Origin of the sequence: Paenibacillus thalictri, from assembly GCF_004307995.1 — a bacterium.
Classification (GTDB): Bacteria; Bacillota; Bacilli; order Paenibacillales; family NBRC-103111; genus Paenibacillus_AF; species Paenibacillus_AF thalictri.
This window is the reverse complement of sequence record NZ_SIRE01000006.1, coordinates 376,002-389,996: the sequence shown is the minus strand read 5'-3', so window position 1 is coordinate 389,996 and position 13,995 is coordinate 376,002. Positions and strand designations below refer to the sequence as shown.

The window sequence follows — 13,995 nt, the reverse complement described above, 5'->3', positions numbered from 1 at the left end:
ACCTGTGGGATGCGCAGCTGGCTGAGAAAATTACCGTAAAAGACCAATTTGCCGACGAATTTGTCGCAGAAAGCGCACCTGGAGCGAAAAACGAAGAAGGCAAATTGACCGACAACATGTTGGTAAGAGACAACGGCGCGGGCTACAACGACAACAATATCTTGAAACTGAGCTTCTACATCTCGGATATTGAAGGAACCAACCCGAAAGCCGTAACGATCAACGCCGATACAGGCAAAATTCAATACACCGGCGCTCAAGGTGACGTAACCAGCTTCAAAGTGAACGTCGTCGCACCAAGCGGAGTGATCTCCACATTTGACGTCAACGTAAAATAATGAGACATGATAGCGGGCGTAAGTAGCAGCTCGAACCCGCAGCACTGCGCGGCCCCGGTCAATTCGACCGGGGCTGTTTTTTATACCCTGCAGGAAACAATCGCAAAGAAAAGGACTAGCCAATAACAAAGGTTCCCCTGCGAGAAACAAACGTCAATAAAAAGGATCGGCTAAGTAGCCAAGGTTACACACAGTATTCATTAACCTAACTAAAGCACTTGATACGATGAGAGCCGAACTGAATAGGTGTGGATTCGGCCAATTCGACGGCACGTGCTATGCCGGGGCCTTCCTGCAAACACAACTGCTGGATGTCAAAGCGGTGCATTTTATCTTAAGGTTTTGCTACAGGTTTTTTTTACTGGGGTACATCTGCCGCGCGGGTCGCTGAACTACATCAGCAATCGAGATGCAAAAGTTCGACGACCCCGGCGCACAGCGCCAGTGGGGTTCATACTTTAAGTTGCAACTGAGCACGACAGCAGAGCCAAGGAATGAGCCTGGGGTGGAAAAGCGAAGCGGCCGCGTTTAAAATCATGGCCCGACCCTCTTCCAATTTCAATTCAAGGGCCATGATTTTAATTGGCGGTTGGAACCCCAGGCTCATTCCCACCCAACGCGCCTTAAGTCCCTCGAACCGCTTTATTTCAATCGCATAAACTGATGGCGGTCGCGTGAGAACGGCTGGCCCCCTACCGTTACAATAACCGGATTAAATGCGAATATACTGCCGATAAAATGATCGGAAACGCCTGATTTTTCTCTTACATATACAGTACAATGGGATAAGAAGGCCTGTTCGAATTGGCGGTCGGTGCTGAGCTTCGCAAAAGCCATAAGTTCACCTCGACGTTAATGTGCCCTGCAAGATGTTATTATTAATCGTTAGAAAAAGCCGGGATGAGGAACACTGATAACAGCGGAAGGAGGGATCAAACAATGGTGAAGCTTTATATCACCGAATTGTGGAAGCACTTTACAAAAGATGAAGCGTTAGGCATGGCGGCGCAATGTGCCTACTATTTTTTGTTCTCGATGTTTCCTTTTCTGTTGTTTGCGGTAAGTTTGCTGGGATATATGCCGTTTACGTCCAAAGACATATTGGAGCTGATCGAAGGGTACATACCGCTGGGCGCGGCAACCGGCATCGAGGCGCTGCTGCAAAATTTGCTTGATGTAAAAAGGGGGGGAGCCTTATCGTTCGGACTTATCTTTTCTCTTATCAGCGCCAGCGCCGCGATGGATGCCATTGTGCTGGCCATTAACAAGGCATACGGCCTCCCTAAACGCAAAAGCTTTATCCATTCACGATTTTTGGCGGTCCTGCTGACGGGCAGTATGCTGATCGTGATCATTTCGGCGCTGCTGCTCAGCGTGTTCGGGCGATTTATCGGCGATTGGATGCATGGGCATATTCACTTGCCGATGTATCAGGTCGAGCTTTGGAATGCGCTGAGATGGATTATTAATTTTATTATTTTGTTTCTGGTATTCACCGGATTGTATTACATAGCGCCGAATACATGCCTAAACTGCAAGGATGTTCTGGTAGGGGCTTTAATTGCCGCTCTGGGCTGGCAGCTCGTATCGTGGGGATTCTCCTATTACGTGAACAATTGGACGAACTACAGCGCTACTTACGGCAGTCTGGGAGGGGTCATCGTGCTGCTGACGTGGTTCTACTTGTGTGCGCTGATTATTATTGTAGGCGGAGAAATCAATGCAACGACCTATTTATTCAAAAAAAAGGGCCAGTAACACCCGTGCCAGAGAAAAACATTATTAAAATTGCATGCGGCATGGTATTGTTGTAGTAGGAGGTGATCGGATGAATTATATCGTTCTCGATCTGGAATTCAACGGACGAAAGCATTACGACATTTATCCGATGGAAATTATCGAAATCGGTGCGGTGAAACTGAATGAGCGTCACGAAGTAGTCGATACTTTCCAAAGTTATATTAAACCAAATTATCCCGTCAATCATTTTGCCCTGCAATTTTGCGGCATTTCCAAGGAACAGCTGCTGAAAAGCCCGGGTTTTACCGAAGTGATCGGCAAATTTATCGCATTCTGCGGGGATTCATACAAGCTGCTCGCATGGGGCGGCAGCGACTTCTTTAATTTATTCGTCGATTGCAAGGTTAACGAAATTGATCACGAATGGCTCGTGAATCTGCTCGATGTCACCCAGTTTTTTGAGGGCGGCTTGCAAAAAGCGCTGGAAGAACACCAGCTTGAACCGATCGGCCAGCACCATTCCGCTTTGGATGATGCGCTTAACGCGGCGCAGCTGCTGAAGCTGAAGCCGGAGATTTTCTCGTCGGAGCAGTACTTCAAACGCAATGTGTTCAAAATCTGCACAGGCGGCATTAAAAAATGGATCATACTTTGTCTGGACCAGGCTTTGGCCAAAGAAACGCTGTTAACATGGGAACAGTTTGCGTCTCTCGATCGGACCAAAACGTACTTTTCGGTCATGAAGCTGACGCCGGCGGAAATCAAAATGACGGAGTCGCTTTTCTATAAATTTCAAAAAATGAAGTTTGGCAGGAAACTGAAAAAGCTGCAGCCCGCTTGAGTTTAAGGGGCTGCAGCTTTTTTTTAACTATAGAGAGCGGAGCTGTTGAGTTATTTAAAGTCCCAGAAATGAAGAGCAATTTCAAAGCTTTGTAATGTTTTTGCAAAAATTCATTGTTTTTTGGCGAAATTTAAAGGTTTTCAAGGGCGGAATTTTCTGTTATTATTTCGTTTATGAATATTTTGTATGCGAAACATTAAATCCTAAAAGATTCGGAGGGATCTGGTATCACATAACTCAGGAGGGGTGCAACCTACATTATGATGGATTTTTATTATTTTGAAAAGTTGGAGCGAATGCAGCGGCGAATTCACCGTAAATTCTTATCCGAGTGGAATGCGATAAGTCCGATGAAGTTGACCATTCATCAAGCCATCGTGCTTCAGACGCTGGCCCGCGGAGGGCTGCACACGGTGACGGAATTGGCTGATATCGTCTGTATTTCCTGTGGAGGCCTTACGATCCTGTGCGATAAGCTTGAGGAGAAAGGGCTTGTTGTCCGGGTTCGCGACGAAACAGACCGCAGGCTGGTCAATATGCAGATTACGGACCAGGGCAGAAAACTCGTTCAGTCCATTGTGGGCTTAAAAGGAGAATTGGTGGAGAGGATGCTGGACGGCCTGTCTACACAGGACATGAGCACTCTTGATTCAATTTATACAAAGGTGCTGCGAAATTTAGGAGAACAGAACGGTCAAGCTTGACCTTTTTTTATTTTCTTTGTTTCGTGTGCGAAATACTATGGGGATGAGGAGAAATCATGAAGCGTAAAGCAGTATTATATGCCATTATCGCCGTTATCGTTGTGGCTGGCATAGGAATTGGCAGTTATTTTTGGTATCAAAGCACCAGTTATGTAAGCAGCGAGGACTCTCGTCTGGCAGGCGATATATATAAGGTGATGCCGCGGATTACAGGCAAAGTGACCTCGTTGCAGGTTGCTGAAGGCGATCACGTCTTGGCGGATCAGATCGTTGGCCAACAGGACAGCAACAACTTGACCACCAGCAATCTGGATCAGGCGGCGCTCCGCTCCCCCATTGAAGGTACTGTCATCAAAACGCTGGTTCGGGAAGGCGAAGTCGCTTCTCCGGGTCAAACCGTAGCTATGGTAGTTGACAACAGTCATTTGTACGTATCGGCGAATATCGAAGAAACGGAAATTCATCGGATCAAGGTTGGACAGATAGTTGATTTTACCGTCGATACGTTCTCCGGAGCTAAGCTGACCGGCAAAGTCACGGAGGTAAGCCAAGCGACAGCTTCGACTTTCTCGCTGCTGCCTGCGACCAATACAAGCGGCAACTTTACAAAGGTGACCCAACGGATACCGATCAAAATTTCCATTGACGATCAGCAAGGTCTCAATTTATCGCCGGGAATGAGCACCGTGATCAAAATACACGTAAAAGGTTAAGGAGAGAGAGTCAATCATGTCAAACAAAAAAAGCAAGTTATGGATCCCGGCGGTATTGATGCTTTCCCTCACCTCCATCGTTTCGGGCTGCGCAAGCGGAACAAGTAATGCAACAGGAGCGGCAGATGTTCCGGTGAAAGTGATCAAGCTCGGACAAATCGCAGATTCGGGGCTTAGCGGTAAGATCAATCCCGATCAAGAGGTTAAAATTACAAGCAAAATTTCCGGCAAAGTAGCCGGTATCCAAGTTGATGAAGGCGCCAAGGTGAAAAAAGGAGACGTGCTGCTGACGCTGGAAACCGACGACTTGATTCAGCAAGCGAAGCAAGCCGAATCGGCCTTGACTTCTGCCAAAGCCAAGCTCGCCGACACGCAAGCGGGGGCGCGGCCCCAAGAGCTGCAAGCGGCGGAAAGCGCGGTAAACGCAGCGCAAGGCGCTTATGAGCAGGCTGGGGCATCGGTCGAGCAGGCGAATGCCGCCTTTAATCTGGCGACCAGCACGTATAACCGGCTTAGAAATAATTACGACAGCAATGCATCTGTATCCAAGGAAGATTTGGACCGCGGCACGCTGGATTATGAAAAAGCAAGAACGGCCGTAGGCCAAGCGGAAGCGGCGCAAAAAGCGGCGGCCGCCCAAGTGGAAGCAGCGAAATCGAAACTTGATTTAACGCGTGCAGGAGCAACGGACAACACGATTGTCGCTTTGCAAGCTGAAGTTGACCGTTTGACCGCAGCCTTGGAGCTGTCAAATAACGCATTAAACAACGCAACGATTTCTTCGCCGACCGACGGGATTGTCGTCAAACGCAGCATTCAACCGGGTGAGCTTGCGCAAGCGGGAGTCGCTTTGTTCTCTGTTGTGAATATGAATCAGGTGCAAATTGAACTCAGCGTCGCCGACAGCCAAATCGGCAGCGTGAAGACGGGAACGCCGGTTGATGTCAAAGTGCCAAACGTGCCGGGCAAATCCTTCGCCGGCAACATCACTTATGTGAGCCCGGTTTCCAATGCCAACAGCAACACGTTCCCGGTTAAAGTGACGGTGGACAATAAAGACGGCCTGCTGTTTGCCGGTATGGTAGCTCAGGTATATACGAAAGAAACGGTCCAAGGCAAACTTGAAGTGCCGCAATCGGCGCTCATTAAGAAAGACGACAAGCAATTCGTGGTCCAGGTTGACAACGGTACGGCCCACCTGATCGAAGTGAAGACAACTGAGAAAAACAAAGATTGGGTCTATGTGGAGCCTAACGCGAGTTTGAAAACCGGCCAGCAAATCGCAGTAAATCCAAACAGCGGCATTACCGACGGCACCAAGTTGAAGACGGAATAGGAGGGGACGGAATATGACCGATTCCTCCGCTTTACAAGATAAATCGAATTCCAACAGCGGCATGTGGCTGGGGCTGATCGGAATTGTGCTGGGGACATTCGTAGCGGTGCTGAACAGCAGCTTGATGAACGTTGCACTGCCGAAATTCGTTGCCGTATTCGGCTCCGATGTCACTACGATGCAGTGGGTCATCACCGGTTATTCGCTTGCGAATGCGGTGGTCATCCCGATGAGCGGATTTTTAAGCGCAAGGTTTGGCAGTAAAAACGTATTTTTGTTTTCCGTAGCCGGGTTTACTCTCGGATCCGTCATATGCGGTTTGGCATGGAGCACTTCGTCCATGATCATTTTCCGGATTTTGCAAGGACTTGCAGGCGGATTTATTATGCCCGTCGGAATGCAGATTATTTATGCGACGTTTCCGCGGGAAAAAGTCGGTACGGCTATCGGTTTATGGGGCGTTGCGGCGATGGTTGCGCCGGCGCTTGGACCGACATTCGGCGGTTACATGATTCAATACTACAGCTGGAGATGGCTGTTTTATATCAACATTCCGATCGGCATATTGGCGATTATTATCGGCAAGATATTGCTCAAGAGTTCGCCTCAGCAGGTCGGGCGGAAGTTCGATACGGCAGGCGCGATATTATCCGTATTATTCTTCGGCAGTTTGCTGCTGGCGCTCACTAAAGGGCAAGCCGAAGGCTGGACTTCGCTTTTCATCGTCAGTCTACTCTTTGTTGCCTTCGCCAGCTTGCTGCTGCTGATCTGGGTAGAGACAACGGTGCCTGAACCGATGCTGGATTTGAAAATTTTTAAAAACCCGATATTTTCTCTGAGCGTTGCAGCATCCAGCCTTGTTATGATGGGGATGATGGGCGCCACGTTTCTGACGCCGCTGTATTTGCAGAATATCCAATCGTTGACAGCGATGCAGACAGGGCTTGTCATGATGCCGCAATCGATAGTGATGGCGCTGATGATGCCGATCAGCGGCAAGCTGGCAGACCGCTTCGGCATTCCGGCGATGGGTTCCATCGGGCTCGCGATATTGGGTATCATGACGGTAGAACTCCACCATCTGACGGTGGATACGCCGCATTTATGGCTGGAAGTTGTCCTGTCCATCCGGTCTATCGGCATCGGCTTATGTATGATGCCGCTGACGACGGCCGGCATGATGGCGTTAAAACCGCAGCAAATCGGGAATGCTTCGCCGCTTTCCAACGTGTTCCGGCAGGTTGCCGGATCGCTGGGCATTGCGATTTTTACGGCGCTGATGAATGGCCGGACCACCCAGCATTATTCGCATATCAACGATAGCGTTACGGTGGATTCCGTGGCCGCTTCGAGTTTCATCTCTTCGATGACGGGAGCCGTATATTCCTGGATGGTCGATACGGCGACGTCTCAAGGAACGGCGATGTCGTATTTGGCCGGAATCATTTCGCGTGAGGCGAGTACCCGGGCGATAGCGGACACGTTTTTCATATCGGCGATTCCGGCGTTTTTATGTATTCCATTCGTATTTTTCTTTCCGCGGAAGAAAAAAGCGCCGCCTGCTGCGGCCAAAGAAGGAGCGCCGCAAGCAGCTGGAGCATCTGACGCAGAGGCTGCGGTATCCAAGGAACAAAAGATTGATAATCCGACGCTAGTAAAAGCGTAATTAACCGTTTGGATCTATAACACAACTTAAGAATCGACATCATTTGTATCGGCGTGCCGGGGGAGTTTCTCCATATAGGGCTTTACACGACCCTCTGGGAGCGGAGCTTCTCCCGCGGCGGCGCCGCCAAACAAGCTTTCCACCGGTATTGCAGCGGAATGCTGATCCAACAGGAAAGACTTAAGGAGGATTAACCCATGAAAGTTCGTTTGAATCAAGTATTGTCTTCGGTCGCCATCGCTTCGTCCTTGCTGCTTAGCGCTTCGCCGCTGGTTATGCCTGCTAGTTCCGCGCTGGCCGCAAGCGATACGAAATCCTATGCGATTACAAATATTACGCAAGCGCAAATCAAAAGCGTCTTGCAGGAAAAAACAGCGACCGGCTGGAGAATCGGCTCCGTGTTTCAACTGACGAATACATCGGGTAGCATCGTGCGGATTCCGGACTTCGAGCTGCGCGCCAAAGCGGCCGACGGCACGGTCTTTACACTCCAGCCGAGCTCGTCCAACGCCAAATCGATTTCGCCGCAAAGCAGCGTTGATTTGAGCTATATGGTCGAAGCGGATGTGAAAGCGGACATTCAGCTGACCGATCTGTTATGGGTCGATGTTGATCTTGCCGTTTACCCTAAGAAAGAAACGGTTCTGGCGGACGCTCCGGTTTCCGGCCTCGTGTGGAAAGGCGGCGACGCTGTAATTGCCGATACGGCGCTGAAAAACTGGGGCGACGCCTTTACGCTTCCGCTGCTCCATTCTTCGCTTACGTATTCGGCGGTCAGCATGACAACGCAATATGACGGGCAATCTCCGGTATATGTATTGCAGATCAAGGCCGAGAATCCGGGCGGCTACACGGAAACCGTACCGGATTTCACAATCAGCGCCAAAACGGCAACGCAAGCTTTTATCGGTAAACGGCTGGAGACGGCGGCGGTTAGCTTAAATCCCGGCGAGCAGCAATATATTCATATCGCGATTAAAACCGATCCCGGCACACAGCCTTCGGCATTTTATGTGCTGACTCCGCAGACGTTCGCCAAAGCCGGTCAAGCCCAGCCGTTGACTTATTACACCGGGGAAGTCGGCTTCCACTTGCCGGCAGCCGGTGCTGTCGCCGAAGCGCTGCCGGCTTACACATTGGGCAGCCCGATTACTTTCGACTCCATCAGCAAAGCGGTAAGCCCGCAGCTGACGTCTTCGCTGTTAGGTATCGAATGGTTCGAGAATGAAGGCCAAAGCTACAAAACGGCGATTGCCAAGCTCAAATATACGAATTCCAGCGAAAGTCCGGTACCGGTGCCTCAGCTCGGCGCTGATCTGGTATCCGCTAATGGCGTTACGTTTAACGGCGGTATCACTTCAACCGCGGTGAAGGACGTGCTTCCGGGCGTGGGCTCCGTTGTAACCTATGCGTTTGCGGTACCAAACGATGAGGTGGATACGCAGCAGTTTACGTTGCGTTTGCTGGAGCAGCAGGATCAGGCGGGATTCAAGTCGCCGATCGCCCAGCTTCCGGTCGGCGTTGCGGCAGCGGCTCAACCGGAAACAAACGATTTGTTATTGTATCCGTATGAAGTGAAGATGAGTTCTTGGTCGCTGTCGATGTTCGTGAACTCCAATGCAACGACCCAAGGATACAACTACACCTTCCGCTTGAAGACGGATCTGGATATTACAACAACCGATCAAGTGATCACCGATCCGAACAATCCGAAGCTGCTGATCGAAATCATCGACGACAACGGCGTCCGTCAAGGCTCCAAGTCGTTGGCACTGACAGGCGACGGCCGGATTGTCAGCGGTACGCAGACAATCAATTTCACCAACTTGAGCGTGGACCAGCTGCAATCGCACCTGACGCTCAAAATCTATGAAACTCAAACAACGCCACTGGGCGACGCCAAACGTCTGCTGACAGTGCTCAAACAATAATTTTTGACATAATCTGATACGCGGCCGGATTCATACTTGGCTCACAAGCTATTTTTATGATATATTTTTGACACAAGCTAACGATACTCGCTTTCACACTCGAAAGCCGCCCAGGGAGGTTAGCCGGTGAACCGGTCGCTGCAGATTAGCCAGTCAATACAAACGTTATACAGGTCATACAGTTTAATTACGGAACGGCTGTTCTTTAATGAGTACAAGCTGACCAAACCGCAAATGTCGGTCATCGGTCAAATCTATAAAGCTCCTAAAACGATCGGTCAAATATCGGAGGCGCTGCAGCTGTCCTACAGCACTGTCTCCGGTATCATCGACCGGCTGGAGCGCGATGAATGGATTAAGCGTGTCAGAGACCAGTCCGACCGTCGTGTGATTTGGATTGAGAAGACCGAGAAGCTCTCCCAAATTCGTACTACGCTATCATTTTTTCAAGAAAACTTTTTTAACTCAGTGCTGGAAGGTTTGGACGATGAGGAGCTGGATAAGATCATCCGGTCCCTGAACTTGCTTAACTCACAGCTGGAGAAAAAGGCAGGAGAACGCGTTTAATCTGCCGAATAACAGTATCGCTTAAGCGATGGGGAATGGTGATAACTTATGATCGGCCGTGTCCGATTATTTATGCAGCTCGTCAAGTTTGAACATACGATTTTTGCGCTTCCTTATGCCTATTTGGGAACGGTATTGGCCGGGTTTTCAACAACCGGTGCGGTACCGTCCTTTCGCGTTTTTCTGTGGGTAACGCTAGCGATGGTCGGCGCCCGAAGCGCGGCAATGGCGCTCAACCGGGTCATCGACCAGAAGTTCGATGCCTTAAATCCGCGAACCGCCAACAGGGAAATCCCCAAAGGCATTATCAGCAGCCGGGACGCCGTTATGTTTATTGTGTTATCGCTGCTGCTGCTGGGAGTATCCGCTTGGATGCTCAACACGCTGTGCTTGGTGCTGCTTCCGGTGGCCGTCATCTTTCTGGTCGGCTATTCGTACACCAAGCGGTATACATGGTTATGCCATTTGATCCTTGGCATCACCGATGCACTCGCTCCTCTCGGCGGATGGATTGCCGTAACCGGACGGTTTGACGCTGCAGGCATTATTTTAGCGGCGGCGGTTGGCTTGTGGATTGCAGGATTCGACATTATTTACGCATGCCAGGATGTTGAAATCGACCGGCGTCTTGGGCTGCATTCGGTGCCGGCAAGATTCGGCGTGAAACGTGCGCTGATGATTTCCAAAGTGCTGCACATCGTTACCGTCCTTTTATTTCTCAGTCTGCCCTTATTTGTTCATCTTGGTATTTGGTATGTGCTTGGGACGGCGATTGTAGCGGTACTGCTGATTGTGGAGCATCGTCTGATTTCGCCTCACGATATGACGCGCATTAATGTGGCATTTTTTACGGTAAACAGCTACATCGCTTCCGTCGCTTTTGTATTCACGTGCCTGGACGTTGTGCTGCAGCTTTATACACGGTAACTTTTTACCTCGCCTTCAGCTTATTTTAATCCTGCTTTCATGAACGGGGAATAAGATCGGCAATGGAGGAGGATGGAGAAATGAACCATAAATCATGGATGGGGGCTGCTGCAATCGCTCTGTTGCTCTTAAGCGGCTGCGGCGAAAAACAGGCTGCTCCCAGCAGCGCAAACGCAAGTGCCGGGAGTTCGCAAGGACAAGCTCAAACACAGCAAAACGAAGGCCAGAAGGGCTCTGCGGCTGCGGAACAAGGCAAAGGCGAGCGTCCGGTTATGAACGAGAAGGAACGTCAGCAGTTCATGACCTTCCAATCGCTGCTGATGATGGACAAGCAGCAGAACCTGGCGATTACCAAAGAGGAAGCAACGTCCATGCTGCCGATCGTGCAAGACAGCATCGCCAAAAAAGAGCTCAGCGACGATCAGTCCGCCAAGCTGACAGGACTGCTGAACGCGGATCAGAAAAAGTTTCTGGACGACAACGCGTCCCGCATGCAGAACCGCGGACGCGGAGGCAGCGGAGCAGGCGAAGGCGGATCCAACGGCAACGGCAAGCCGCCAGCCGGCCAACAAGGCGGCAGTGCGGGGGCGGACAAATCCGCCGGCCAGAATAATAACCAAACCGACCATTCTCGTGCAGACAGACCGCAACGTCCGGCCGGAGGACAGCCCGGAAGCGGACAAGGACAAGGCGGACCCGGGGGCGGCGGCTTCAAAAGCCCCGGGGATCAATTGGTTGAGCTGCTTCAGAACAAAATCAAATCCTAACATCATTAGCTGTGATGAACGCGAAAAGGCTACCCTGATCTGATCGGGGTAGCCTTTGTTGTGGAATCTGGAAGGTATGAGCTGAAGAGTCAGTCATGAAATTTTTTGTGATACCTGCTGGTGTTCCGTGATGAGAAACCGTATGTACTGGATCGTTGTGTCTTTGGCTTTCTTAGCGTCTTCATAGCTGTCGAACGCATAGACGACCTTGTGAGTGGCGCCATACTTCTGCAGTTCGTCCATGTTCATGCCAAGCGCTGAATAGTTGTAAAATAGCTCTAACCGCGATAATTCTTCCACATGGTTCACAAAGATGTCTTTGGTGAAAAAGGATCCCTGATCGAGCACCTCAAACGCTAAGCAATAGCCTCTTGGTGTGACTTTAACGGTGGCTTCGATTTCCATCGTTTTGTAGCTTTCGGCTTGTGCAGGTATGCGCTGCTTGCTAAGTATTTTTTTGATAGTGTTCAACAACATCCGCTTGTCCCCCTTTAGCTTGGCTTAAATAAAACGAAGAAATCTCGCAATCTACCGGCCCGGGTCGTCCTATTAAAAATATGCATAATTAAATAGTACCCAATATTTGGCCATAACTCAATATAAAATTTTTTTAGATTCTTTAAAAAGGAGCCTTCGGCTTATGCGGGCAGCTGTATAAATCTTTAGTTTGCCGTTAATCCCAATATAGAGTACAATAAATGAAACGTTATAGTTGGCAAACGGACATAAAATGTCGCTATAAAACCCACAATTAATTTGGGAATCGCAAAATGCTGAAGGTTAGGTGAAGACGGATGGAAATCAATTCAACGAAAAAAACGGAGTCTTTGGCCGGGAATGACCGGAAAAAAGAAATTATAAGTTTGCTGGAGGACTTGGGCGTCGTCCGCGTGGCGGATATGAGCAAACGTTTTGGGGTAACCGAAGAAACGATCCGGCGTGATTTGGAGCGTCTTGAGAACGAAGGGCTGCTGCTGAGGACGCACGGAGGCGCTGTACTGAACCGCAAGGAAGGGCCGGAGCTTCCGATACTGCAGCGGGAAATGGTTCAGCTTGACGAAAAAAGACGGATCGGCGAATATGCGGCTGCGATGATTAAAGACGGCGAAGTGATCGCCATGGATGCCAGTACGACTTGCCTGCAAATGGCCAAGCTGCTGCCAAACAAAGAAATTACCGTTATTACCTATTCGCTTGCCATTGCTTATGAGCTGGTCAAAAAAACAAACATCCAAATCTTTTTGATCGGCGGATATTTGGACCGGCATTCGTTAGGCAATACCGGCACCCCGGCTGAGAAAATGATGGAAGGGTACCATGTCGACCGGTTTTTCTTTTCCTGCCAAGGATTTGATGTGCAGCGCGGGGTTAGTGAGCCTTACGAGGCCCACGTCCAATTGAAAAAATGCATCGCGGATATTGCCGACCAGCTTGTTTTGCTCGCGGATAATAGCAAGTTTCAAAGAAAATCGCTGGTCCGGTTAATGGCAATGGAGCGGATCAATACGCTGGTAACGGACAAACTATTGCCCTCCGATGAATTGCAGGAAATGGAATCGCACGGCATACATGTTGTGATTGCCGGTTAATAGATAAAGCGAGAGAAGGGGATCAGCTCAAAGCTGGTTCTTTTTTTGTTTTTTTGTAAAACAAAAAAAATATGTTGAAAACAAATATACATGGGTGTATACTCCTAACTATAAGTCCGAAACAAATATTTATACTTTTGAATAAAACATTTATTGTTTTGATTCAAACATGAGGAGGTGGAGAATGCCATATATAGGGCCTTCATTAATGTGCGCCGATCTAGGGCGCTTGAGTGAATCCGTTCAAGTATTGGATCAGGGCGGGGTCGATTATTTCCATTTTGATATTATGGACGGCAGGTTTGTACCGAATTTTAGTATGGGATCCGATATGCTGAAATCGCTGCGTTGCTGTTCGAGCAAACCTTTTGACGTACATTTGATGGTTGAGGAACCGGAGAGGTATATCGACGTATTTGCCAGTGCCGGCGCCGACATGATTTCGATTCACGCCGAGTCCCGGGTTCATCTGCAGAGGGCGCTGCAGGCCATTCGCGAACGGAATTTGAAAGCGGGCATCGCTTTGAACCCGTCCACGCCGCTATGCCATTTGGATTATGTCATGGATACGCTTGATTATGTTTGTGTCATGACGGTAAATCCCGGATTTGCCGGGCAGAAGTTCATTCCCAGCACATTGCAGAAAATAGCGGATTTGAAAGCAAAGATCGACGCCTCAGGATTGGATATTTCCATTCAAGTGGATGGCAATATCAGTTTTGAAACGATTCCGCTTGTTGTCGGCAAAGGAGCGTCCATGCTGGTGTGCGGCACGTCAAGTTTATTTCTTCCGGAGATGAATTTGGAGCTGGCCGCCGCGAGTTTGAAAAAATACTGCGACGATCAGCTTATCTGACTGATCGTTGGAAAGGGCGT

General features: G+C 49.5%; 15 protein-coding genes. 13 read left to right on the top strand and 2 right to left on the bottom strand.

Going from position 1 to position 13,995, the window contains the following annotated elements; all coding sequences use genetic code 11:
• A partial coding sequence (locus tag EYB31_RS40155; RefSeq protein ID WP_165452326.1) for a hypothetical protein occupies nucleotides 1-338 on the top strand: 338 nt, incomplete at its 5' end.
• Between the two features lie 642 nt (nucleotides 339-980).
• Here EYB31_RS40155 and EYB31_RS10515 read toward each other — a convergent pair.
• On the bottom strand, nucleotides 981-1,175 hold the full coding sequence (locus tag EYB31_RS10515; RefSeq protein WP_131013248.1) for a hypothetical protein: 195 nt from the start codon (nucleotides 1,173-1,175) through the stop codon (nucleotides 981-983).
• Nucleotides 1,176-1,277: 102 nt separating this feature from the next.
• Between EYB31_RS10515 and EYB31_RS10510 the strand changes: the two genes are divergently transcribed.
• The 10 genes from EYB31_RS10510 to EYB31_RS10465 all read left to right on the top strand — a co-directional run bounded on the left by EYB31_RS10510 (nucleotide 1,278) and on the right by EYB31_RS10465 (nucleotide 11,530).
• On the top strand, nucleotides 1,278-2,096 hold the full coding sequence (locus EYB31_RS10510) for a YihY/virulence factor BrkB family protein (protein WP_240762278.1): 819 nt from the start codon (nucleotides 1,278-1,280) through the stop codon (nucleotides 2,094-2,096).
• 70 nt (nucleotides 2,097-2,166) lie between these two features.
• Nucleotides 2,167-2,919 carry a 3'-5' exonuclease gene (locus tag EYB31_RS10505; protein WP_165452325.1) on the top strand — a complete coding sequence of 251 codons (753 nt, stop codon included), beginning with the start codon at nucleotides 2,167-2,169 and terminating at the stop codon, nucleotides 2,917-2,919.
• 260 nt (nucleotides 2,920-3,179) lie between these two features.
• Nucleotides 3,180-3,623 carry a MarR family winged helix-turn-helix transcriptional regulator gene (locus EYB31_RS10500; RefSeq protein WP_131013246.1) on the top strand — a complete coding sequence of 148 codons (444 nt, stop codon included), beginning with the start codon at nucleotides 3,180-3,182 and terminating at the stop codon, nucleotides 3,621-3,623.
• A 56-nt stretch (nucleotides 3,624-3,679) separates the two neighbouring features.
• Complete coding sequence (locus tag EYB31_RS10495; protein WP_131013245.1) at nucleotides 3,680-4,336, top strand: HlyD family secretion protein; 657 nt, start codon at nucleotides 3,680-3,682, stop codon at nucleotides 4,334-4,336.
• 16 nt (nucleotides 4,337-4,352) lie between these two features.
• Nucleotides 4,353-5,672, top strand: coding sequence for an efflux RND transporter periplasmic adaptor subunit (locus tag EYB31_RS10490; protein ID WP_131013244.1), 1,320 nt, complete (start codon nucleotides 4,353-4,355; stop codon nucleotides 5,670-5,672).
• Nucleotides 5,673-5,685: 13 nt separating this feature from the next.
• Nucleotides 5,686-7,338, top strand: coding sequence for a DHA2 family efflux MFS transporter permease subunit (locus tag EYB31_RS10485; protein ID WP_131013243.1), 1,653 nt, complete (start codon nucleotides 5,686-5,688; stop codon nucleotides 7,336-7,338).
• 197 nt (nucleotides 7,339-7,535) lie between these two features.
• The gene (locus EYB31_RS10480) at nucleotides 7,536-9,269 is read left to right on the top strand and encodes a hypothetical protein (protein ID WP_131013242.1); all 1,734 of its coding nucleotides are present in this window, start codon (nucleotides 7,536-7,538) and stop codon (nucleotides 9,267-9,269) included.
• 126 nt (nucleotides 9,270-9,395) lie between these two features.
• A complete protein-coding gene (locus EYB31_RS10475; RefSeq protein WP_240762276.1) occupies nucleotides 9,396-9,836 on the top strand; it encodes a MarR family winged helix-turn-helix transcriptional regulator in 441 nt (146 codons plus the stop codon).
• Between the two features lie 48 nt (nucleotides 9,837-9,884).
• The gene (locus EYB31_RS10470) at nucleotides 9,885-10,763 is read left to right on the top strand and encodes a UbiA-like polyprenyltransferase (RefSeq protein WP_131013241.1); all 879 of its coding nucleotides are present in this window, start codon (nucleotides 9,885-9,887) and stop codon (nucleotides 10,761-10,763) included.
• 80 nt (nucleotides 10,764-10,843) lie between these two features.
• Nucleotides 10,844-11,530, top strand: a complete 687-nt coding sequence (locus EYB31_RS10465) for a hypothetical protein (protein WP_131013240.1) — start codon at nucleotides 10,844-10,846, stop codon at nucleotides 11,528-11,530.
• Between the two features lie 93 nt (nucleotides 11,531-11,623).
• Here EYB31_RS10465 and EYB31_RS10460 read toward each other — a convergent pair whose 3' ends face one another.
• Nucleotides 11,624-12,007 (bottom strand): hypothetical protein, encoded by a 384-nt coding sequence (locus EYB31_RS10460; protein ID WP_131013239.1) that lies wholly within the window; start codon nucleotides 12,005-12,007, stop codon nucleotides 11,624-11,626.
• Nucleotides 12,008-12,324: 317 nt separating this feature from the next.
• On the opposite strand from EYB31_RS10460, the gene EYB31_RS10455 reads away from it, so the two are divergent.
• Together EYB31_RS10455 and rpe are read left to right on the top strand one after the other, a co-directional pair.
• Nucleotides 12,325-13,119 carry a DeoR/GlpR family DNA-binding transcription regulator gene (locus EYB31_RS10455; RefSeq protein WP_131013238.1) on the top strand — a complete coding sequence of 265 codons (795 nt, stop codon included), beginning with the start codon at nucleotides 12,325-12,327 and terminating at the stop codon, nucleotides 13,117-13,119.
• 184 nt (nucleotides 13,120-13,303) lie between these two features.
• Nucleotides 13,304-13,975, top strand: coding sequence for a ribulose-phosphate 3-epimerase (rpe, locus tag EYB31_RS10450; RefSeq protein ID WP_131013237.1), 672 nt, complete (start codon nucleotides 13,304-13,306; stop codon nucleotides 13,973-13,975).
• Nucleotides 13,976-13,995: the final 20 nt, after the last annotated feature.

Excerpts from the sequence above, each read along its gene's own strand:
- EYB31_RS10515 (WP_131013248.1), bottom strand. The coding sequence starts at position 1,175 with ATGGCTTTTGCGAAGCTCAGCACCGACCGCCAATTCGAACAGGCCTTC.
- EYB31_RS10510 (WP_240762278.1), top strand. The coding sequence starts at position 1,278 with ATGGTGAAGCTTTATATCACCGAATTGTGGAAGCACTTTACAAAAGAT.
- EYB31_RS10505 (WP_165452325.1), top strand. The coding sequence starts at position 2,167 with ATGAATTATATCGTTCTCGATCTGGAATTCAACGGACGAAAGCATTAC.
- EYB31_RS10500 (WP_131013246.1), top strand. The coding sequence starts at position 3,180 with ATGATGGATTTTTATTATTTTGAAAAGTTGGAGCGAATGCAGCGGCGA.
- EYB31_RS10495 (WP_131013245.1), top strand. The coding sequence starts at position 3,680 with ATGAAGCGTAAAGCAGTATTATATGCCATTATCGCCGTTATCGTTGTG.
- EYB31_RS10490 (WP_131013244.1), top strand. The coding sequence starts at position 4,353 with ATGTCAAACAAAAAAAGCAAGTTATGGATCCCGGCGGTATTGATGCTT.
- EYB31_RS10485 (WP_131013243.1), top strand. The coding sequence starts at position 5,686 with ATGACCGATTCCTCCGCTTTACAAGATAAATCGAATTCCAACAGCGGC.
- EYB31_RS10480 (WP_131013242.1), top strand. The coding sequence starts at position 7,536 with ATGAAAGTTCGTTTGAATCAAGTATTGTCTTCGGTCGCCATCGCTTCG.
- EYB31_RS10470 (WP_131013241.1), top strand. The coding sequence starts at position 9,885 with ATGATCGGCCGTGTCCGATTATTTATGCAGCTCGTCAAGTTTGAACAT.
- EYB31_RS10465 (WP_131013240.1), top strand. The coding sequence starts at position 10,844 with ATGAACCATAAATCATGGATGGGGGCTGCTGCAATCGCTCTGTTGCTC.
- EYB31_RS10460 (WP_131013239.1), bottom strand. The coding sequence starts at position 12,007 with ATGTTGTTGAACACTATCAAAAAAATACTTAGCAAGCAGCGCATACCT.
- EYB31_RS10455 (WP_131013238.1), top strand. The coding sequence starts at position 12,325 with ATGGAAATCAATTCAACGAAAAAAACGGAGTCTTTGGCCGGGAATGAC.
- rpe (WP_131013237.1), top strand. The coding sequence starts at position 13,304 with ATGCCATATATAGGGCCTTCATTAATGTGCGCCGATCTAGGGCGCTTG.